This window comes from Mitsuaria sp. PDC51 (assembly GCF_900113225.1).
Classification (GTDB): Bacteria; Pseudomonadota; Gammaproteobacteria; order Burkholderiales; family Burkholderiaceae_C; genus Roseateles.
The window spans coordinates 1,886,109-1,905,647 of record NZ_FOZE01000002.1 but is presented as its reverse complement, the minus strand read 5'-3'; the positions used below and the strand labels follow the sequence as shown (position 1 = coordinate 1,905,647).

Genomic DNA, 19,539 nt, shown 5'->3' with positions numbered 1-19,539 from the left:
GCGCTTACCAGGCGCCGGTGTTGGGCATCGAGATCCAGGGCTCGGCCGGCGGCAGCGCCGGGCCGTCCTGCAGCAGCTCGATCGAGATGTTGTCGGGCGAGCGCACGAAGGCCATGCGGCCGTCGCGCGGCGGGCGGTTGATCGTCACGCCAGCGTCCATCAGGCGCTGGCAGGCGGCGTAGATGTCAGGGACCGCGTAGGCCACGTGACCGAAGTTGCGACCCCCGGTATAGATCTCGGGATCCCAGTTGTAGGTCAGCTCGATCTGCGCGTCCTCGTCGCCGGGTGCGGCCAGATAGACCAGGGTGAAACGGCCGGCCTCATGCTCGCTGCGGCGCACCTCCTGCAGCCCCAGGGCGTCGCGGTAGAACTTCAGCGAGGCATCGAGATCGGTCACTCGGACCATGGTGTGCAGATACTTCATGAGCGGTGTCGGATGGCGTTGGACAGTGGAATCGACGCGAGGTCGGACGGCGCATTGTGGCCGGGCGGCGAGCGGTTTGCATGCAGCGGGGGCATGCGTGGGAACACCCTCGAGGAGCGCTGCGGCTCAAATGAAGAAGGCCCGCGTCGGCGGGCCTTCGTGCGAGCGGAAACCGCGAGGGTCAGGTCGCCTGCGGCGTGGCGTCGCCACCTGGCGCCTGCTGCGTCGCCTGGGCCAGGCGTTGCGTCAGCTCCTTGCGGAAGCGATTGAGCTCCTGGACGCTGACGAAGCTGCGCTCCATCAGCAGGCTCATGTTGTGCAGGATGCGCTCGACGACCTTGTTTTCCCAGACGCTGTCGAACTGGATCTGCTTGTCCAGCCAGCGCTCCAGCCACTCCGGATCGGGCAGGCGGCTCTGGATGGTGTCGCGCGGGAAAAGCTTGGCGTTCACATGCAGGTTGGTCGGGTGCAGCGCCTGCGCGGTGCGGCGCGCGCTGGCCATCAGCACGCCGACCTTCGCGAATGCCGCCTTCGCCTCGTCCCCGAACTTGCTCATCGCGCGCTTCATGTAGCGCAGGTAGGCGCCGCCATGGCGGGCTTCATCGCGCGACAGGGTCTCGTAGATCGCCTTGATGACCGGCTCGGTGTGCCATTCGGCGGCGCGGCGGTACCAGTGGTTCAGACGGATCTCGCCGCAGAAGTGCAGCATCAGCGTCTCCAGCGCCGGGGCCGGATCGAATTCGAAGCGCACCTCGTGCAGTTCCGCTTCGGTCGGCACCATGTCCGGACGGAAGCGGCGCAGGTATTCCATCAGCACCAGCGAATGCTTCTGCTCCTCGAAGAACCAGACGCTCATGAACGCGGAGAAGTCGCTGTCGTCCTTGTTGTCGCGCAGGAACATCTCGGTGGCGGGCAGCGCGGACCACTCGGTGATCGCGTTCATCTTGATCGTGCGCGCCTGGTCGTCGGTCAGCTTGGACGCGTCGAACTTGTCCCACGGAATATCCGTGTCCATGTTCCAGCGCACGGCCTCGAGTTGCTTGAAGAGTTCGGGATAAAGCATCTGTCTGCGTCCTGTTAAGCGCGCCGGATTCTACCGGTCGCACCATGACAATCCCTTACGGCATCGGCCCATGGGGCGATCTGGCCTAATCCCGCATCCGACCGATCTCACGCCGGGTTCGCTTATTACGAAGCAGCACGACCGTTCGGATTCACCGATCCTGGAGACACAGCCCATGAACACGTCCTTCGGTTCCCTCCTGCGGCGCGCCGCCTTCGCCGGCCTCGCGATGGTCGCGATGGCCTTGGCCACCACGGCCGCCCATGCCGCACCGGCGGCCGAGCCCGCGACTTCCGGCGCAGCCTGCCCGGAGCTGCTGAACCGGCAAATGCCTCGCCTGCAGGACGAGAAGCCGCAGGCGCTGTGCCAGTACGCCGGCAAGGTGGTCCTGGTGGTCAACACGGCAAGTTTTTGCGGCTACACGCCCCAGTACAAGGCGTTGGAAGCGGTGTCCGCGCGCTATGCGGACAAGGGGCTGGTGGTGCTTGGTTTTCCATCCGGTGATTTCGGCAACCAGGAGTACGGCAGCAACAAGGAAATCGCCGAGTTCTGCGAGAACACCTTCAACGTGAAATTTCCGATGTTCAGCAAGAGCAGCGTCGCGGCCGGAAAAGCCGATCTGAACCCGCTCTTCGCCGACCTGGCCAAGCGCACCGGTCAGGCGCCGAAGTGGAACTTCCACAAGTACCTGATTTCGCGCGACGGCAAGCAGGTCATGAGCTTCGCGTCGGGCGTGAGCCCGGACAGCTCGACGTTCACCCAGGCCGTGGAAAAGCTGCTGGCGCAGCCGCAGTGAACGACCATCGCAGCGGCAACTTGAAAAACCTGTCGCTTGCGCTCGTTCCAGCTTGCAAAAGCTGAATGAAAGGCGCGGGAGGAGGCAATCGGCACGCCTGTGGCGAGGGGCCTTCATCAGCCTGAAAACTGTCCCGGCTAGCCGGGACAGCAGTGACAGTTGCTCACGTATTTGTCGCTCGGCGGGATGACTTCCGCGTCGATGCGCTGCACCATAACGACTCGATCAATACATCGCTGATGAGAAACGCAAGCGACGACGCCGATAACAGCGCTCACTTTGAGCTGACTTAAACACGGCGGATGGCGCAGCAGCGTGGGAGGGCATTCCGCGGGTTTACACCGACCCCATCAGCGATGGGAGTACAGTCGACGCAACCACTTTCAGCCGCAAGACCTGCTTCTTCGTGAAGCTGCAATCCCGAGGCCTTTCTCCTCCTCCTCCCTCCCTCCCTCGTTGGCCAGGGGCGTCTTGAGGCTACTTTTCTACCCAGGGCTTCCGCTTCGCGGAAGCCCTTTGCATTTGCGGCGTCCAGCCGAAAAAAAGCGCGCCTCCTGGCGCGCCCTGGTCAGCGTCGAGCGGGCTTGATCAGGCCAGCCAGCCCTTGCGGCGGAAGTAGATGAAGGGCGCCGCCACCGACGCCACCATCAGCCCGATCGCGAAGAAGTAGCCGTACTTCCAACGCAGCTCCGGCATCGCCTCGAAGTTCATGCCATAGACGCTGGCGATCAGCGTCGGCGGCAGCAGGGCGACGCTCGCGACCGAGAAGATCTTGATGATCTTGTTCTGGTTGATGTTGATGAAGCCGACCGTGGCATCCATCAGGAAGTTGATCTTGTCGAACAGGAACGCGGTGTGCGAATCGAGCGAATCGATGTCGCGCAGGATCTGGCGCGATTCCTCGAACTGCTCGGCGTTGAGCATGCGGCTGCGCATCATGAAGCTGACCGCGCGCCGGGTGTCCATGACGTTGCGCCGGATGCGGCCGTTCAAGTCCTCCTCCCGGGCGATCGCCGCCAGCACCTGGCCCGCCTCGGTGTCGTTGACGTCCTTCTTCAGGACCCGCGCGCTCACCTTCTCGAGGTTGTCGTAGATGCCCTCCAGCACGTCGGCGGAGTACTCCGCGTCCGCGTCATAGAGCTTGAGCAGCACGTCCTTGGCGTCCTCGATCAGCGCCGGGATGCGACGGGCCCGCAGGCGCAGCAGCCGGAACACCGGCAGGTCCTCGTTGTGGATCGAGAAAAGCACGTTGTCGAAGAGGATGAAGGCGACCCGCACGTTGCGCGGCGCTTCCATGTCGTCGATCAGGAAGTCCGAGCGGATGTGCAGCTCGCCGTTGTCTTCCTCGTAGAAGCGCGCCGATTCCTCGAGATCCTCGTCGACGATGTCCTCGGGGATCACCAGATGGAAGCGTTCGCGGATCCAGTCCTTTTCCTCCGGCGTCGGCGACTGCAGGTCGACCCAGACCGGGTTGCGGTCGGCCCCGGCGAGCGAGAGCAGTTCGGCGGCGGTGGAAATCTCTTCCTGGACCATGCCTCCCTTGAGGCGGCCATTGTCCAGCGTGAACACATTCAGCATGCGGATCCTTCGTCGGCGGTGCGCGCTCGGGCGAACGCGCAAGCCGGAGTGCGCGTTGACGGACCCTTCGAGGGTCGCCGCGGCGCGAGAGTTGCCAGGAGCAGGCGACGCCAGGCGGCGCGCCAGGGGGTCGAGGTGGCCCGTCTCACTCCGGACAAGCGTCGCGGCGGCGTTGGATGCGGTGGAGCAGAACGCTCAGGGGCTGCGGCGGATTGACGCTGGAGTGGACGGCCACCGAGGGTGGTCGCTGTCCAAGGGGGACTCCAGTAATCGGGACGCGGGATTATCACATCGCGTCCCGAGGGCCAGCAAGGAAGCGCGAGGAGGACGCCCGGTCGGAAGGCCCGCGCCGCACAACACCCAGCATTCCAGCACGGACCTCGCCCTGCTGCAAGGCGGGAAAATTCGCCCCCAAACTTGCTTTCCATCACTTGCCGAGGCTGGGGATCGGGAGCAGACTGGACTCGTCTTCTTCATCGATTTCGCCTCAGAACCCGCATGCCATCGGCCCTCGCGGCCTTCCGGGTCCCTCGCGGACCGCTCACCCGTCAAGCCGTTTCCGACACTCCATCCGCTTCCCCCGCGTCTCCAGCTCGATGCCGGCGACGTGCCGACCGACCCTCACCGACTCCCCACCTCACCAAGACCCTGCCCGCTCTTTCCCCGCGGCAACCACCGCCGACTCCGACTCTGTTTCCGACCAAGCCCTTGTGAAAGGAGGCTTTATGAACCTGACCATCAGCGGCCACCATCTCGAAGTGACACAGGCTCTGCGCGAATACGTGCTGAACAAGCTCAGCCGGGTGCTCCGCCACTTTGACCAGGTCGTGGACGTCAACGTCCTGCTGACCGTGGAGAAGCAAAAGGAAAAGGATCGACGCCAACGCGCTGAAGTCACGCTGCATGTGAAGGGACGGGAAATCTTCTGCGAACACTCGAACGGCGATCTCTACGCCGCCATCGACGAGCTGATGGACAAGCTGGATCGGCAGGTCTGCCGCCACAAGGATCGGGTGCAGAACCATCACCATGAATCGGCCAAGCGCATGGACTTGAGCGCCGGATAACCGATCTCCGCGAATCCGACGACCCCTCCCGGCCCGTCGGGCTCGCTGCCGGATCTTCAGGGATTACCCGGAGATCCCCCGCAAGGCGGCCCATCGGGCCGCCTTTTTGCCGAGAATTGTTGCGATGCAACACCAGCGGAGACGTTTTCACAGAAGCGTCGCATCCGTCACACCCCCTCTCGGTAGCGGGATTCCTATAATCCAGTCCTTCAACCCTCGAATCTGCGTACCCGCTGGTGCGCAGGCTGCTTCCCCAGCTCGCCGGTCGACATGGCCGGTAAATGCCCGATGAACCGTCTCGCCGCCATCCTTCCCGCCAGCAACGTGCTGGTCGATGTGGACGCTTCCAGCAAAAAGCGGGTCTTCGAACAGGCCGGGCTGCTTTTCGAGAACAACCATTCGATCTCCCGCGCCGCGGTCACGGACAACCTGTTCGCCCGCGAGCGCCTGGGCTCCACCGGCCTGGGCCACGGCGTCGCCATCCCGCATGGCCGCATCAAGGGCCTGAAGAACCCGCTGGCCGCGGTGCTGCGCGTGCAGCAGCCCATCGGCTTCGACGCCCCCGACGACGAACCGGTCACGCTGCTGATCTTCCTGCTGGTGCCCGAGGCGGCGACCCAGAGACACCTCGAGATCCTGTCCGAGATCGCCGAGATGCTGTCCGACCGCGAACTGCGCGAACGCCTCAAGACCGAGGCGGAGGCCGCCACCGTGCATCGCCTGATCGCCGACTGGGAACCGCTGAAGTCGGTGGCCTGAGCGGCCCAGTGCTTCGAGACGATCTCTCCACCTCCAGCACCCGCCCCACTTGAAAGCCACCTCCATCAGCGCGGACCGGTTGTTCGAGGAACACCGCGAGGCCTTGCGTTGGGAGTGGATCGCCGGGCATGCGCACCCTGAACGCCGTTTCGACGAAGCCGCGCTGCGGGACGCCCAGTCGGCCGCCGACCTGGTCGGCTACCTGAACTACATCCACCCCTACCGCGTCCAGATCGTCGGACGGCGCGAAGTCGCCTACCTGAGCCAGGCCTCGGGCGACGTGCTGGACCGCCGGATCTCGCGCATCGTGACGCTGGAGCCGCCGGTCATCATCGTCGCCGACGACCAGGTGCCGCCGGACCGGCTGGTCGCGATGTGCGACCGCGCCGAGATCCCGCTGTTCACCACCGCCGAGAGCGCCGGCCACGTCATCGACCTGGTGCGCGCCTACCTGGCCCACGTCTGCGCCAACCGCACGACACGCCACGGCGTGTTCATGGACATCCTCGGCCTGGGCGTGCTGCTGACCGGCGAATCGGGACTGGGCAAGAGCGAACTCGGCCTGGAACTGATCAGCCGCGGCCACGGCCTGGTGGCGGATGACGCGGTCGACTTCTTCCGGATCGCGCAGACGGCCATCGAGGGCCGTTGCCCCGAGCTGCTGATGAATCTGCTGGAAGTCCGCGGCATCGGCCTGCTGGACATCAAGGCCATCTTCGGCGAGACGGCGGTGCGCCGGAAGATGCGGCTCAAGCTGATCGTGCACCTGGTCCGCAAGGAGACGATGGAGCGCGACTTCGAGCGCCTGCCCTACGAGCCGCTCTACGAGGACGTGCTGGGCATGCCGGTGCGCAAGGTCGTGATCGCCGTGGACGCCGGCCGCAACCTGGCCGTGCTGGTCGAGGCCGCGGTGCGCAACACCATCCTGCAATTGCGCGGCATCGACACCTACCGCGAGTTCGTCGAGCGCCACCAGCGCGCGATCGAGCAGGGACTGAACGACAACAACTGAACGCGGCGCCGCTTTCGACGGTGCATGACGAAGGGGCTCCGCGGAGCCCCTTGTCGTTGACGCCGCGATCGCCAGTCCGGGTCAGCGGGCCATCTTGTGCGGGCAGTCCTTCTTGACGCAGTTCGCGTACAGCGCGAGCGAGTGCTCCTGCAGCTGGAAGCCACGCTCCTGCGCGATCGCGTGCTGGCGCTCCTCGATCTTCGGATCGTAGAACTCCTCGACGAAACCGCAGGTCAGGCAGACGAGGTGGTCGTGGTGGTGGCCCTCGTTGAGCTCGAAGACCGCCTTGCCCGATTCGAAGTGGTTGCGCGACAGCAGGCCGGCCTGCTCGAACTGCGTGAGGACGCGATAGACGGTGGCCAGGCCGATGTCGGCGCGTTCATCGAGCAAAGCTTTGTAAACGTCCTCGGCGGTCATGTGCCGCTGCTGGGCGGTCTGGAAGATCTCGAGGATCTTGATGCGGGGCAGCGTGGCCTTGAGCCCGCTGTTCTTGATTTCGTCTGACCGGTTCATGGGGTTTGCGCCTGCGGGGAAGCGTGGGTGCGTGCCGCTAGAATCTCGCGATCATAGCCCTTGCGCCTCGGCCAATCCGCGCCATGTCATTGAATTCCCGTATCGCCTGCATTGCCCGCCGGAACGCCTCCGGCGCCGCGATGGCAGGCCTGGTTGTCGGTCTCCTGGCGCTGGGCGGCTGCTCGCAGATGCCCAAGTTCGACGCGCTCTCGGTGAGCGGCGACAAGGTGCTGGGCCTGGTGACGCCCTACCGCGTCGAGATCGTGCAGGGCAACGTGGTCACCAAGGAGCAGCTGGCCGCGATCAAGCCGGGCATGACCCGCGTCCAGGTGCGCGATGTCCTGGGCTCGCCGCTGCTGACCGACGTCTTCCATGAGTCCCGCTGGGACTACGTGTTCACGATCCGCCGCCAAGGGGCCGCGCCGCAGAACCGCCACATCCTGCTGACCTTCGACGGCGACCAGCTGTCCAAGATCGACGCGCCGGACGACCTGCCGACCGAGAAGGAATTCATCGCCTCGATCAACACGCTGAAGGTCTCCGGCAAGGAACCCAAGCTGGAGCTGACCGAAGAAGAGCGCAAGGCGCTGCCGCCGCCGGTGCGCACCGCCGCGGCGTCGGCGCCGGAGCCGATGGGACCGACCCGCGACTACCCCCCGCTGGAGCCGCGCCGATGAGCCGTCTGCGGATCGCGATCACCGGCGCGTCCGGCCGCATGGGCCGGATGCTGGTCGAGGCGGTGCTCGCCGCCGACGACCTCGAGCTGGCCGCCGCGCTCGACCGCGACGGCAGCCCGGCGCTCGGCCAGGATGCCGGCGCCTTCCTCGGCCAGATCACCGGCGTGGCGATCACCAGCGACGTGCGGGCCGGCCTGTCGCGGTCCGACGTGCTGATCGACTTCACCCGCCCCGAAGGCACGATGGCGCACCTGGCGCTGTGCGCCGAACTGGGCGTGCGCACCGTCATCGGCACCACCGGCTTCAGCCCCGACGAGAAGGCGAAGATCGGCGAGTACGCCCAGCGCGCCGCCATCATGATGGCGCCCAACATGAGCGTCGGCGTCAACGTCGTGCTGAAGCTGCTGGCGCAGGCGTCCAAGGCGCTCTCGCAGGGCTATGACATCGAGATCGTCGAAGCCCACCATCGCCATAAGGTCGACGCGCCCAGCGGCACCGCGCTGAAGATGGGCGAGGTGGTGGCCGAGGCGCTTGGCCGCGACCTGAAGACCTGCGCGGTCTACGGCCGGGAAGGCGTCACCGGCGAGCGCGATCCCTCGACGATCGGTTTCGCGACGGTCCGTGGCGGCGACGTCATCGGCGACCACACGGTGATGTACCTGGGCATCGGCGAGCGCATCGAGATCAGCCACAAGGCCTCGAGCCGCGCGACCTTCGCGCAGGGCAGCCTGCGCGCGGCGCGTTTCCTGGGCGAGCGCAAGACCGGGCTGTTCGACATGAACGACGTGCTCGGCATGGCCTGAGCGCGACGCGCTCGATCACCGGCGATCGACGAACGACGCGATGACCGAACTGATCCATCTCTGGCAAGCGGGCGACGGTGTCGCCCGTTTCGTTTCCCTGCTGCTGCTGGCGATGTCGGTGTGCAGCTGGGTGCTGATCTTCTGGCGCGGCTGGACGCTGGCGCGGGCCCGCGCCGACCTGGGCCGCGGCCTGCCGGTGTTCTGGACGGCGCCCGACCTGGGCCAGGGACGCGAGCACCTGGCGCCGCTGGACCGCGGCGCGCTGATGCTGCCGCTGATCGACGCCGCGATGCAGGACAGCGCGCCCGGCACCCTGGCCGCCACCGCGCGCAAAACCTCGCAGCTCACGCGCCGTCTGCGCGACGCGCTGCACGCGGTGCTGGGCGGCCTGAACCGGGGCCAGGTCATGCTGGCGACCATCGGCGCGACCGCGCCCTTCGTCGGCCTGTTCGGCACCGTCTGGGGCATCTACCACGCGCTGCTGAGCATCTCCTCGACCGGCAACTTCAGCCTGGACAAGGTCTCGGGCCCGGTCGGCGAAGCGCTGATCATGACCGCCGCCGGCCTGGCGGTGGCCATCCCGGCGGTGCTGGCCTACAACCTGTTCGGCAAGTGGGTGGCCGCCTGCGAGGCGGAGCTCGAGGGCTTCGCGCACGACCTGCGCGAGTTGATCGACGAGGCGTGAGCGCCCGCCCGACCTGAGCTGATGCCATGAAGTTCGGCCGCCTCGAACGCCGCGAAGCGCCCAAGCCGATGGGCGAGATCAACATGACGCCGCTGATCGACGTCATGCTGGTGCTGCTGGTGATCTTCATCATCGCCGCGCCGCTGATGGGCAGCGCGTTGAAACTGGACCTGCCCAAGAGCGATGCCGCCGCGCCCGGCCCGGGCGCCAAGTTCATCGCCCTGGTGATCACCCCGGAGGGGGACTACCTGCTGGGGGATGAGCCGCTCGACGCCAAGGCGGTGCGCGAGCGCCTCGTGCAGCTGGCCGCACGCCAGCCCGACGCCGAGCTGCGCCTGAGCGCCGACCGGGCCGTGCCTTATGGGAAGGTCGCCCAGTTGATCGGCTGGGCGCAGAAGGCGGGGCTGAACCGGATCGCTTTCGTCGCGGAACAAGGCGAGGGCGAGGGCGGCGAAGTCGGCGAGGCCGGCCCCGCCAGAGCAGCGCCCGACCCCGCCGCGAAGCGCTGATCGCTCACCCCCGCAGGGTGGCGCCCACCGGGAGGATGGGCGGCGGCGCGCGGCCTCCTACAATCGGCGGCTACGTTGCCCGAGCCACCATGAACGAGAAATACGCTCCCTCCGAGGTCGAACAGGCCGCCCGCGACCACTGGAACGCCAGTGACGCCTACCGCGTCGTCGAGGACGCGTCCAAGCCGAAGTTCTACGCCTGCTCCATGCTGCCCTACCCGAGCGGCAAGCTGCACATGGGCCATGTCCGCAACTACACGATCAACGACATGTTGACGCGTCAGCTGCGCATGAAGGGCTACAACGTGCTGATGCCGATGGGCTGGGACGCCTTCGGCCTGCCCGCGGAGAACGCGGCGATGAAGAACAAGGTGCCGCCGGCCGCGTGGACCTACGACAACATCGCCTACATGAAGTCGCAGATGCAGGCGATGGGCCTGGCGATCGACTGGTCGCGCGAGATCGCCACCTGCAAGCCGGACTACTACCGCTGGAACCAGTGGCTGTTCCTGAAGATGCTGGAGGCCGGCATCGCCGAGCGGCGCACGCAGGTCGTGAACTGGGACCCGGTCGACCAGACCGTGCTGGCCAACGAGCAGGTGATCGACGGCAAGGGCTGGCGCTCGGGCGCGACGGTCGAGAAGCGCGAGATTCCCGGCTACTACCTCAAGATCACCGACTACGCGGAAGAGCTGCTGGCCGCGGTCGCCGATCCGTCGGACAAGAACTTCCTGTCGGGCTGGCCCGAGCGGGTGCGCCTGATGCAGGAGAACTGGATCGGCAAGAGCGAGGGCCTGCGATTCGCCTTCCCGCATGCGATCCAGGGCGAGGACGGCCAGCCCATCCAGGACGGGCTGCTGTACGTCTTCACGACGCGCGCCGACACCATCATGGGCGTGACCTTCTGTGCCGTGGCGCCGGAGCATCCGCTGGCCGCGCACGCCGCGAAGACGAATCCCGCGCTGGCCGACTTCATCGAGGAATGCAAGCAGGGCGGCACGACCGAAGCCGAGCTGGCCACGCAGGACAAGAAGGGCCTGGCGACCGGCCTCTTCGTGACGCACCCGCTGACCGGCGAACAGGTCGAGGTCTGGGTCGGCAACTACGTGCTGATGAGCTACGGCGACGGCGCCGTGATGGGCGTGCCGGCGCATGACGAGCGCGACTTCGCGTTCGCGAAGAAGTACGGCATCGCGATCAAGCAGGTCGTCGCCGTCGAGGGCGAGACCTACTCGACCGACGCCTGGGCCGAGTGGTACGGCGACAAGCAGCGCGGCACCTGCATCAACTCCGGCGCGCTGGACGGCCTGACGCACAAGCAGGCGGTGGACAAGGTGGCCGAACTCGTCGGCACCAAGGGCCTGGGCGAGAAGAAGACGACTTGGCGCCTGCGCGACTGGGGCGTGAGCCGCCAGCGTTACTGGGGCACGCCCATCCCCATCATCCATTGCGACAGCTGCGGCCCGGTGCCGGTCCCGGAAAAGGACCTGCCCGTCGTGCTGCCGGAGGACTGCATCCCCGACGGCAGCGGCAATCCGCTGAACAAGCGCGCAGACTTCCTGAACTGCAGCTGCCCGAAGTGCGGCGCCGCCGCCAAGCGCGAGACGGACACGATGGATACCTTCGTGGACAGCTCGTGGTACTTCATGCGCTATTGCGATGCGACCAATCCCGAGCAGATGGTCGCGAACGGCACCGACTACTGGATGCCGATGGACCAGTACATCGGCGGCATCGAACACGCGATCCTGCACCTGCTGTACGCGCGCTTCTGGACCAAGGTCATGCGCGACCTGAAGCTCATCAAGTTCAACGAGCCGTTCACCAACCTGCTGACGCAGGGCATGGTGCTCAAGGGCGCCTTCTTCCGCAAGCCGGAAGACGCCGGCAAGCACTACTACTGGGAGCACGAGGTCGACGTCATCCGCAACGAGCATGGCCTGCCCACCGGCGGCACGCTGAAGGCCGACGGCCTCCCGCTCGAGTACGAGATGACGACGATGTCGAAGTCGAAGAACAACGGCGTGGACCCGCAGGCGCTGATCGACGAATACGGCGCCGACACCGCCCGCCTGTTCGTGATGTTCGCGTCCCCGCCCGAGCAGACGCTGGAGTGGAACGACGCCGGCGTCGAGGGCGCGCACCGCTTCCTGAAGCGGGTCTGGGGCTTCGGCGCGAAGCAGGCCGAGGCGATCAAGGCCGGCGGCGCCGATTTCGCCGCGCTGAACGACGAGGGTAAGGCGCTGCGCCGCGAGGTACACCTGGTGCTCAAGCAGGTCTCGTACGACTACGAGCGCATGCAATACAACACCGTCGTGTCGGGCGCGATGAAGCTGCTGAACGCGCTGGAAGGCTTCAAGGCCGAGGGCCAGTCGGCCGCCGTGCGGGAAGGCTTCTCGGTGCTGCTGCGCGTGATCTACCCCGCCTGCCCGCACATCGCGCATGCGCTGTGGACGGAACTGGGCTTCGCCGCCGAACTGGGCGAGCTGCTGGACGCCCCCTGGCCGCAGGTCGACGAAGGCGCGCTGGTGCAGGACCAGATCGAGCTGATGCTGCAGGTCAACGGCAAGCTGCGCGGCTCGATCAAGGTCGCCGCGTCGGCCGACAAGGCGGTGATCGAGGCCGCCGCGCTGGCCAATCCCGAGTTCGAGAAGTTCGCCGAAGGCAAGACGCCCAAGAAGGTCGTCATCGTGCCGGGCCGCCTCGTCAACGTGGTGGTCTGACGCCATGAAGCGCCGCCACCTGCTGTCCTTCGCTTCCCTGGGCGCGCTGGGCGCCGCGGCCGGGCTCCCCGGCTGCGGTTTCGAGCTGCGCAAGGAACCGGTCTACCACTTCAAGACGCTGGCGCTGACCGGCTTCGTGCCGCACTCGCCGCTGGCGCAGGAGCTGCGCCGCCAGGTGCAGCGCAGCACGGTGCGCCTGGTCGAGGACCCCAACCGCGCCGACGTCATCATCGACGCCGAGCGCGAGGTGCGCGACAAGACCTCGGTGGCGACGACCGCCGCGGGGCAGATCACGGAATGGCAGCTGCGACTGTCGCTGGACTACTCGCTGCGCACCGCCGGCGGGGACATCCTGCTGCCGCGCACCGAGCTGCGCCTGACCCGCGACATGAACTACAGCGAAAGCGCGGCGCTGGCCAAGGAGCAGGAAGAGGCCTCGCTGCAGAAGGCGATGCAGGTGGAGGCCGTCGGCCTGCTGCTGCGCCGCCTGGCGGCGGTCCACCTGCCCAACTGAACGCCGACGGGACGCGCGGATGCAGATCAAGGGCGAGGCGCTGGCCGGCCAGTTGGCCAAGGGGCTCAAGCCGGTGTACGTGGTGCACGGCGACGAACCGCTGCTGGCGCAGGAAGCCGCCGACGCGCTGCGCGCCGAGGCCCGCCGGCAGGGCTACAGCGAGCGCCAGGTGTTCACCGTCAGCGGCGCCTACTTCGACTGGGCGCCGGTGATCGCGGCTTCACAGGCGATGAGCCTGTTCGCCGACAAGCAGCTGATCGAGATCCGCATTCCCACGGGCAAGCCGGGCAAGGACGGCTCCGAAGCCCTGCAACGCTACGTCGACGGCCTGCCGCCCGACGTGCTGACGCTGGTGACGCTGCCGCGGCTGGACAAGACGCAGCTGAGCAGTGCCTGGTTCACCGCGCTGGACACGGCCGGCGTGTCGGTGAAGGTCGATCCGGTCGAACGGCGCGAGCTGCCGGCCTGGATCGCCCGGCGCCTGCAGCAGCAGGGCCAGTCGGTGGCCTCCGGGGCGCAGGGCCAGCAGGCCCTGGAGTTCTTCGCCGACCGGGTCGAGGGCAACCTGCTCGCCGCCCACCAGGAGCTGCAGAAGCTCGCGCTGCTGCACCCGCCGGGCGAGCTCAGCCTGCAGCAGATCGAGGCGGCGGTGCTGGACGTGGCGCGCTTCGACGTCTTCAAGCTCAGCGAGGCGCTGCTGGGCGGCAAGATCGGCCGCGTGCTGCGCATGCTCGAGGGCCTGAAGGCCGAAGGCGAGGCGGCGGTGCTGGTGCACTGGACGATGGCCGAGGACATCCGCGGCCTGAAGCGGGTCCATGACGCGGTGGCGGCGGGCAAGCCGCTGCCGATGGCGCTGCGGGAATCCCGCATCTGGGGACCGAAGGAGCGCCTGTTCGAGCGCATCGTGCCGCAGCTGCATGGCGCGGCGCTGACCCGGCTGGTGGTGGCCGCGCAGACCTGCGACGGCATCGTCAAGGGGCTGCGCCATCCCGAATGGCCCACCGATCCGTGGGAGGCGCTGGGGCGCCTGGCCCTCATGTTGGAGCAAGCCCTGCGTCCGCCGGCGCAGAAAACCCGCTATGGTTGACGGCATCTCGTCCACCTGACGTCGCCGATGCGCCTGCTCCGCTCCGCAGCCCTGTCGACCGGCCGATCCGGTACCGTCGCTTGCCGCCCGTCCCCTGACGGCATGGGGACGCCGGGCGCGCGGCGCGCCTCGCCGCGGCAGGCGTGGACCTCGGCGCCGGGACGGCTCGCCGCCCTGGCGATCGCGCTGGGCAGCGCCGGCGCGAGCCAGGCCGCGGGCCAGGCCACGGATTGGACCCTCCAGGTGCGCGACGCCGCCGGCGCTCCGGTGCCGAACGCAGCGGTCGCCGTCGAGCTCAAGGGCCAGCCCGTCCGGCCGGCGACCGGCGCCGCGGCCACGATGCCCCAGCGCGATCGCCAGTTCCAACCCCAGCTGCTCGTGGTGCAGACCGGCACCGCGGTGAACTTCCCCAACTTCGACACCGTCCGACACCACGTCTATTCGTTCTCCCCGACGAAGAAGTTCGAACTCAAGCTGTACTCCGGCACGCCGGCCGAGCCGGTGGTCTTCGACAAGCCCGGTGTCGCGCAGCTGGGCTGCAACATCCACGACCGGATGAGCGCCCACATCGTCGTCGTCGACACCCCGCTGTTCGGCATCACCGACGCCAAGGGCGAGGTGACGCTGAACCTGCCGCCGGGCGAGCACCGCCTGCGGCTGTGGGCGACGCGCATGGGCAATGCCGCACCGAGCTCGCAGCCGCTGGTGGTCGCCGCTGGCGCCGCGGGCGTGCTCAAGGTCGAGCTCAAGGACTGAGGCGCCGATGCGCTGGCCGGACTTCCTCAACCTGCGGCGGCTGGAGGGGCGCATCGTCGCGCTGTTCCTGGCGCTGCTGCTGGTCGTACAGCTGCTGAACCTGGCGCTGATCAACGAAGGCATCGGCCGCAATGCGCGGGCCTCGGTGGCCGAGGAACTCGAGGCGGGCGAGCGTATCCTGGTCCAGCTGATCGAGGAGGACAACGAGCAGCGCGGCCTGGTGGCCGACCTGCTGCAGTCGGACTACGGCCTGCGCCAGCTGGTCGCGGCCGGCATCCAGGGCGAGGAACTGCGCGGGATGCTGCAGGACGTCTTCACCAACCTGAGCGCGCGGGGCGACGCTTCCTTCATCGGCTACGCGGACGACAGCTTCAAGCTGGTGACCGCGACCGATCCGATTGCCGCCAAGGTCGCGCCGCTGTTGCGCGGCGTCACGCGCCAGCAGCAGGGCCGGACGCAGAGCCAGCTGCTGCTGGTGGGCGGCAAGGCCTATCAGGTCGTGGTCGCGCGGATGCGGGCCGCCGGGCTGGGCGGCTGGATCTTCACCGGCTTCGAGATGAAGAGCGACCAGCTCCAGGAGCTCAAGCGCATCGTGCGCATCCAGGGCGTGCTGCTGGCGCAATCGGCCGCGGGGCAATGGCAGGTGCTGTCGACCGTGCTGGACGCGACCGCCACGGCGCGCGCGGTGCAGGCGCTGCCCACCTTGAGCGCGACGGACCGCACGGTGCAGACCTTCCATCTGGAACTGGAAGGCGAGCAGTTCCAGGCGCGCCTGCAGCCGCTCGACCATGGCGGCGATACCGACAAGTCGGTGGCGGTGCTGCTGCTGCGCTCGGTGGACGAGGCCCTCGCGCCTTACCGGCGGCTGCAATGGATGCTGCTCGGTCTGAGCGTCGCCGGGGTGCTGCTGTTCGCGATCGGGGCGGTGCTGACCGCCCGCCGCATCACCGGGCCGGTGAAGGCGCTGGCCAGCGAGGCGCACAGACTGGGCCAGGGCGACTATGCGCGGCCGGTCGAGCGACCCTCCAGCGACGAGATCGGCGACCTGGCCGAAGCCTTCGAGGCGATGCGCCAGGGCATCCGGTCGCGCGAGGAGGAGGTGAACCGGCTCGCCTTCTGGGATCCGCTGACGGACCTGCCGAACCGGGAGCAGTTCCACCAGGCGCTGGCACGGCGCATGGCCGAGAGCGAGGTGCGCTTTTCCCTGCTGATGCTGAACCTGGACCGCTTCAAGCATGTCAACGACGTGCTGGGGCGCGCCTTCGGCGACCGGCTGCTGCGCGCGGTGGCGGACCGGCTGCAGCATCTGCTGAAGGACGAGGTGCGGCTGACCGCCCGGGTCGGCGGGGACGAGTTCGTGCTGCTGATCGAGGGCGCCGGCGCGACGCGCGCGGAGACGATCTGCAAGCGCATCCAGCGGGACTTCGAGCGCGCGCTCAGCATCGACGACCAGACGGTGGACCTGTCGGCCGGGATGGGCGTGGCGCTGTATCCGCAGCACGGCCGCGATCCGATGCTGCTGCTCGCGCGGGCGGAGTTGGCGATGCATGCGGCCAAGCGCGGCCAGAGCGGCTGCGAGGTCTATGCGCCGAGCATGGACGCGGCCAGCCAGGAGTCGCTGTCGCTGCTCAGCGAGCTGCGCCACGCGATCGACGCGGGGGAACTGCGGCTGTTCCTGCAGCCCAAGGTGGACCTGCATGCGCAGAAGATCTCGGGTGCGGAGGCGCTGGTGCGCTGGCAGCATCCGTCGCGCGGGCTGGTGCCGCCGATGGCCTTCATCCCCTTCGCCGAGCAGACCGGTTTCATCCGCCAGATCACCGCGTGGGTGCTGCAGGCCTCGGCGCAGGCCTGGATGAGCCTGCAGCGCGAGGGCCTGGCGCTGCCGATCAGCGTCAACCTGTCGACGCGCGACCTGATGGACCAGGACCTGCCGATCAAGGTGGCGGACCTGGTGGCCGGCGTGCCGCCGCCGGCCCTGTGCCTGGAGATCACCGAGTCCGCGATCATGGACGACCCGCAGCGCGCGCTGCAGACGCTGGAGCAACTGCACGCGCTGGGCTTCAAGCTGTCGATCGACGACTTCGGCACCGGCTACTCGTCGCTGGCCTACCTGAAGCAGTTGTCGGTCGACGAACTCAAGATCGACCGCAGCTTCGTGATGAACATGGAGCGCGACATCGACGACGCGAAGATCGTGCGCTCGACCATCGAGCTGGCGCACAACCTGGGCCTGTCGGTCGTGGCCGAGGGCCTGGAGACCGGCAAGCAATGGACGCTGCTGCAGACGCTGGGCTGCGACCAGGGCCAGGGGTATGCGCTGTCGCGACCGATGCCGGCCGAGCAGTTCGCGCAGTGGCTGCGCGACTGGCAGCCGCCGGACCTCGGCGATGCGCGCGCCAGCACGATCCTGGCCGGGCTGTGACGACGAGCCCGAGCGTCGCGTCGCTCAGGGGCTCGAGGCTTGATGTCCGGGCGGCTCGACCCCTCGAGCCAGGCGCTCAGGAGTCCCGATCCTCCAGCGCATCGCACAGCGCCTCGAGGCCAGCGCGCACCGTGCGCGCGCGGACTTCGTGGCGGTCGCCAGTGAAGTGCTCCTTCCACACGCGGATCCGCGAGCGGCCATGCATCAGCGCCAGCCACACCGTGCCCACCGGCTTGCTTTCGGTCCCGCCGCCCGGCCCGGCCACGCCGGTCACCGCGATCGCCCAGTCGATCGGCGCATGCGCGACGAGGCCACGGGCCATCTGCTCCGCCACCTCGCCGCTGACCGCGCCGTGCAGGCCGATCAGCGCCGCCGGCACGCCCAGCAACTCGGTCTTGGCCTCGTTGCTGTAGCTCACGACGCCGCGCTCGAACCATTGGCTCGATCCCGCCAGGCTGGTGCAGGCCGCGGCGATCAGCCCGCCGGTGCAGGACTCCGCGGTGCCCATGCGTTCCTTGCGCTGGATCAGCGCCAGCGCGATGCGCTCGATCAGTTCGGACTCGTCGGGAAACAGCATGGGGATCTCCTCGTCGATGGATCTGGCATCCGTGGGTGAAGGCACGGCTCGCAGCGTCAATGCAGCAAGGCCCGCGCGCCGGCCAACACCACGAGCGTACATCCGGCGGCGACCAGATCGTCGAAGAGGATCCCGAAGCCTTGCCAGACCGTCACCGGCTGCCCGGGCTCGATCTTGAAGAGGCCGTCGGCCCAGCGCACCGGCCCGGGCTTGGCGGCGTCGAAGTAGCGGAACAGCGCGAAGGCAGCCAGTTGCCATCCGAAACCCGCCGGCATCAGCAGCCACAGCACGAGCCAGATCGCGATGATCTCGTCCCACACCACCGCCCCCGGGTCGCAGGTGCGCAGGTGCCGCGCCGTCACCGTTGACGCCCACCAGCCGACCGGCAGGCTGACCGCGATCAGCACCGCCCACTGCGCCGGCGATAGCCACAGGTTCAGCACCGCGAACGCGGCCCAGCCCCACAGCGTGCCCACGGTGCCCGGCGCCTTCGGCGACAGGCCGCTGCCGAAGCCCATCGCGATCCAGTGGGCGGGGTGTCTCGCCATGAAGGCGAAGGTCGGTCGGACGGCGCTCATGACTTGAAGTGGTCGAAGCTGCGCGGCAGGTCCTGCACCGGATGCCCCAGGCCGTCGACCACGCGCAGGCCGGGGGCCGACTCGATCCGTCCGATGCGGTAGACCGGCGTGCCGGCGGCGCGGCCCGCCTCCAGGACGCGCTGGCGCGCATCGGGCGGTGCGGTGAAGACGAGTTCGTAATCGTCGCCGCCGGTCAGCAGGCACAGCCGCTGGAGGTCCTCCGGCATCGCGCCGAGCACCGCCGAACGCGGCAGGTCCGCCAGGCGCAGCGTCGCGCCGACGTTGGAGCGCTGGAGCACGTGCCCCAGGTCGCCCGCCAGCCCGTCGGAGACGTCGACCGCGCTCGTCGCCAGGCCTCGCAGCGCCTTGCCCAGCGCCACGCGCGGCTCGGGCATCTCCATCCGCAGGCGGACTTCATCGAACTGCGCGGCGCTCAAGGACAGCGTGCCGCGGAACACCTCCAGCGCCAGCCGCGCATCGCCCAGGGTGCCGCTGACCCAGATGTCGTCGTCGACGCGCGCGCCCGAGCGCAGCAGCGCCTGGCCGGCGGGGACTTCGCCCATCGCGGTGATGTTGAGGTTGAGCGGCCCGGCCGTGGTGTCGCCGCCGGCCAGCACGATGCCCTGCGCATCGGCCAGCTCGAACAGCCCCTGCGCGAAACCGGCCAGGAAGGCCTCGTCGACGCGCGGCAGCGCCAGCGAGAGGAAGAAGGCCCGCGGCGTCGCGCCGCAGGCCGCCAGGTCGCTGAGATTGACCGCCAGTGCCTTGTGGCCGAGGCGCCGCGGCGAGACCGTCGACAGGAAATGCCGCCCCTCGACCAGCATGTCCGCCGTCACCAGCCATTGATGGCCGGCCGTCGGCGTCAGCAGCGCGCAGTCGTCGCCGATGCCCAGCGCCACCGCGCCGCCCTCGGTGCGGCCGGCGCGCGCGGCGCGGCCGAAGAAGCGGTCGATCAGGTCGAACTCGCCCAGCGGCCGCCCGTCCCGTCGCTCGCGC

At 68.2% G+C, this 19,539-nt stretch carries 20 protein-coding genes; 13 read left to right on the top strand and 7 right to left on the bottom strand.

Annotated features, from left to right (window positions below; genetic code table 11):
* Positions 1 to 4: 4 nt before the first annotated feature.
* Together BM393_RS19750 and BM393_RS19745 are read right to left on the bottom strand one after the other, a co-directional pair.
* On the bottom strand, positions 5 to 424 hold the full coding sequence (locus tag BM393_RS19750; RefSeq protein ID WP_091730804.1) for a VOC family protein: 420 nt from the start codon (positions 422 to 424) through the stop codon (positions 5 to 7).
* A 181-nt stretch (positions 425 to 605) separates the two neighbouring features.
* Positions 606 to 1,487 (bottom strand): acyl-ACP desaturase, encoded by an 882-nt coding sequence (locus BM393_RS19745; RefSeq protein WP_091730800.1) that lies wholly within the window; start codon positions 1,485 to 1,487, stop codon positions 606 to 608.
* 175 nt (positions 1,488 to 1,662) lie between these two features.
* Between BM393_RS19745 and BM393_RS19740 the strand changes: the two genes are divergently transcribed.
* Entirely contained in the window at positions 1,663 to 2,283 is a 621-nt protein-coding gene (locus BM393_RS19740; RefSeq protein WP_091730796.1) for a glutathione peroxidase, read from the top strand.
* A gap of 588 nt (positions 2,284 to 2,871) precedes the next feature.
* Here the strand turns inward: BM393_RS19740 and corA are convergent.
* Positions 2,872 to 3,861: a magnesium/cobalt transporter CorA gene (gene corA / locus BM393_RS19735; protein WP_091730793.1), complete on the bottom strand. Its 990-nt coding sequence runs from the start codon at positions 3,859 to 3,861 to the stop codon at positions 2,872 to 2,874.
* A gap of 725 nt (positions 3,862 to 4,586) precedes the next feature.
* Here corA and hpf point away from each other — a divergent pair.
* The 3 genes from hpf (at position 4,587) to hprK (ending at position 6,699) form a co-directional block, all read left to right on the top strand.
* Entirely contained in the window at positions 4,587 to 4,928 is a 342-nt protein-coding gene (gene hpf, locus BM393_RS19730; protein ID WP_091730788.1) for a ribosome hibernation-promoting factor, HPF/YfiA family, read from the top strand.
* 288 nt (positions 4,929 to 5,216) lie between these two features.
* On the top strand, positions 5,217 to 5,687 hold the full coding sequence (ptsN, locus tag BM393_RS19725; protein ID WP_091730784.1) for a PTS IIA-like nitrogen regulatory protein PtsN: 471 nt from the start codon (positions 5,217 to 5,219) through the stop codon (positions 5,685 to 5,687).
* A 49-nt stretch (positions 5,688 to 5,736) separates the two neighbouring features.
* Complete coding sequence (gene hprK, locus BM393_RS19720) at positions 5,737 to 6,699, top strand: HPr(Ser) kinase/phosphatase (protein ID WP_091730781.1); 963 nt, start codon at positions 5,737 to 5,739, stop codon at positions 6,697 to 6,699.
* A gap of 81 nt (positions 6,700 to 6,780) precedes the next feature.
* Here the strand turns inward: hprK and fur are convergent, their stop codons facing one another.
* Complete coding sequence (gene fur / locus BM393_RS19715) at positions 6,781 to 7,212, bottom strand: ferric iron uptake transcriptional regulator (protein ID WP_091730779.1); 432 nt, start codon at positions 7,210 to 7,212, stop codon at positions 6,781 to 6,783.
* A gap of 83 nt (positions 7,213 to 7,295) precedes the next feature.
* Between fur and BM393_RS19710 the strand changes: the two genes are divergently transcribed.
* From BM393_RS19710 to BM393_RS19670, 9 genes are all read left to right on the top strand, one after another.
* The gene (locus tag BM393_RS19710) at positions 7,296 to 7,889 is read left to right on the top strand and encodes an outer membrane protein assembly factor BamE (protein WP_091730776.1); all 594 of its coding nucleotides are present in this window, start codon (positions 7,296 to 7,298) and stop codon (positions 7,887 to 7,889) included.
* Complete coding sequence (gene dapB / locus BM393_RS19705) at positions 7,886 to 8,692, top strand: 4-hydroxy-tetrahydrodipicolinate reductase (protein ID WP_091730773.1); 807 nt, start codon at positions 7,886 to 7,888, stop codon at positions 8,690 to 8,692. Before BM393_RS19710 ends, dapB begins: the two co-directional genes overlap by 4 nt.
* 40 nt (positions 8,693 to 8,732) lie before the next feature.
* Positions 8,733 to 9,377, top strand: coding sequence for a MotA/TolQ/ExbB proton channel family protein (locus BM393_RS19700; RefSeq protein WP_091730771.1), 645 nt, complete (start codon positions 8,733 to 8,735; stop codon positions 9,375 to 9,377).
* 26 nt (positions 9,378 to 9,403) lie between these two features.
* Positions 9,404 to 9,886 carry a biopolymer transporter ExbD gene (locus BM393_RS19695; RefSeq protein ID WP_091730768.1) on the top strand — a complete coding sequence of 161 codons (483 nt, stop codon included), beginning with the start codon at positions 9,404 to 9,406 and terminating at the stop codon, positions 9,884 to 9,886.
* 89 nt (positions 9,887 to 9,975) lie between these two features.
* On the top strand, positions 9,976 to 12,609 hold the full coding sequence (gene leuS / locus BM393_RS19690; protein ID WP_091730766.1) for a leucine--tRNA ligase: 2,634 nt from the start codon (positions 9,976 to 9,978) through the stop codon (positions 12,607 to 12,609).
* 4 nt (positions 12,610 to 12,613) lie between these two features.
* Complete coding sequence (lptE, locus tag BM393_RS19685) at positions 12,614 to 13,123, top strand: LPS assembly lipoprotein LptE (protein WP_091730762.1); 510 nt, start codon at positions 12,614 to 12,616, stop codon at positions 13,121 to 13,123.
* A 19-nt stretch (positions 13,124 to 13,142) separates the two neighbouring features.
* Positions 13,143 to 14,210: a DNA polymerase III subunit delta gene (gene holA / locus BM393_RS19680; protein ID WP_091730758.1), complete on the top strand. Its 1,068-nt coding sequence runs from the start codon at positions 13,143 to 13,145 to the stop codon at positions 14,208 to 14,210.
* Between the two features lie 102 nt (positions 14,211 to 14,312).
* A complete protein-coding gene (locus BM393_RS19675) occupies positions 14,313 to 14,966 on the top strand; it encodes a methylamine utilization protein (RefSeq protein WP_254783504.1) in 654 nt (217 codons plus the stop codon).
* Positions 14,967 to 14,973: 7 nt separating this feature from the next.
* Positions 14,974 to 17,388, top strand: coding sequence for a bifunctional diguanylate cyclase/phosphodiesterase (locus tag BM393_RS19670; protein ID WP_091730754.1), 2,415 nt, complete (start codon positions 14,974 to 14,976; stop codon positions 17,386 to 17,388).
* A 76-nt stretch (positions 17,389 to 17,464) separates the two neighbouring features.
* Here BM393_RS19670 and BM393_RS19665 read toward each other — a convergent pair whose 3' ends face one another.
* From BM393_RS19665 to thiL, 3 genes are read right to left on the bottom strand one after another with little or no spacing between them, the layout of a single operon-like run.
* Entirely contained in the window at positions 17,465 to 17,965 is a 501-nt protein-coding gene (locus BM393_RS19665) for a CinA family protein (protein WP_091730750.1), read from the bottom strand.
* Positions 17,966 to 18,021: 56 nt separating this feature from the next.
* Entirely contained in the window at positions 18,022 to 18,543 is a 522-nt protein-coding gene (locus BM393_RS19660; RefSeq protein WP_091730746.1) for a phosphatidylglycerophosphatase A, read from the bottom strand.
* Complete coding sequence (gene thiL, locus BM393_RS19655; protein ID WP_091731904.1) at positions 18,540 to 19,514, bottom strand: thiamine-phosphate kinase; 975 nt, start codon at positions 19,512 to 19,514, stop codon at positions 18,540 to 18,542. Before thiL ends, BM393_RS19660 begins: the two co-directional genes overlap by 4 nt.
* Positions 19,515 to 19,539: the final 25 nt, after the last annotated feature.

Coding starts and splice junctions, on each gene's coding strand:
- BM393_RS19750 (WP_091730804.1), bottom strand. CDS start 424: ATGAAGTATCTGCACACCATGGTCCGAGTGACCGATCTCGATGCCTCG.
- BM393_RS19745 (WP_091730800.1), bottom strand. CDS start 1,487: ATGCTTTATCCCGAACTCTTCAAGCAACTCGAGGCCGTGCGCTGGAAC.
- BM393_RS19740 (WP_091730796.1), top strand. CDS start 1,663: ATGAACACGTCCTTCGGTTCCCTCCTGCGGCGCGCCGCCTTCGCCGGC.
- corA (WP_091730793.1), bottom strand. CDS start 3,861: ATGCTGAATGTGTTCACGCTGGACAATGGCCGCCTCAAGGGAGGCATG.
- hpf (WP_091730788.1), top strand. CDS start 4,587: ATGAACCTGACCATCAGCGGCCACCATCTCGAAGTGACACAGGCTCTG.
- ptsN (WP_091730784.1), top strand. CDS start 5,217: ATGAACCGTCTCGCCGCCATCCTTCCCGCCAGCAACGTGCTGGTCGAT.
- fur (WP_091730779.1), bottom strand. CDS start 7,212: ATGAACCGGTCAGACGAAATCAAGAACAGCGGGCTCAAGGCCACGCTG.
- BM393_RS19710 (WP_091730776.1), top strand. CDS start 7,296: ATGTCATTGAATTCCCGTATCGCCTGCATTGCCCGCCGGAACGCCTCC.
- dapB (WP_091730773.1), top strand. CDS start 7,886: ATGAGCCGTCTGCGGATCGCGATCACCGGCGCGTCCGGCCGCATGGGC.
- BM393_RS19700 (WP_091730771.1), top strand. CDS start 8,733: ATGACCGAACTGATCCATCTCTGGCAAGCGGGCGACGGTGTCGCCCGT.
- BM393_RS19695 (WP_091730768.1), top strand. CDS start 9,404: ATGAAGTTCGGCCGCCTCGAACGCCGCGAAGCGCCCAAGCCGATGGGC.
- leuS (WP_091730766.1), top strand. CDS start 9,976: ATGAACGAGAAATACGCTCCCTCCGAGGTCGAACAGGCCGCCCGCGAC.
- lptE (WP_091730762.1), top strand. CDS start 12,614: ATGAAGCGCCGCCACCTGCTGTCCTTCGCTTCCCTGGGCGCGCTGGGC.
- holA (WP_091730758.1), top strand. CDS start 13,143: ATGCAGATCAAGGGCGAGGCGCTGGCCGGCCAGTTGGCCAAGGGGCTC.
- BM393_RS19675 (WP_254783504.1), top strand. CDS start 14,313: ATGGGGACGCCGGGCGCGCGGCGCGCCTCGCCGCGGCAGGCGTGGACC.
- BM393_RS19670 (WP_091730754.1), top strand. CDS start 14,974: ATGCGCTGGCCGGACTTCCTCAACCTGCGGCGGCTGGAGGGGCGCATC.
- BM393_RS19665 (WP_091730750.1), bottom strand. CDS start 17,965: ATGCTGTTTCCCGACGAGTCCGAACTGATCGAGCGCATCGCGCTGGCG.
- BM393_RS19660 (WP_091730746.1), bottom strand. CDS start 18,543: ATGAGCGCCGTCCGACCGACCTTCGCCTTCATGGCGAGACACCCCGCC.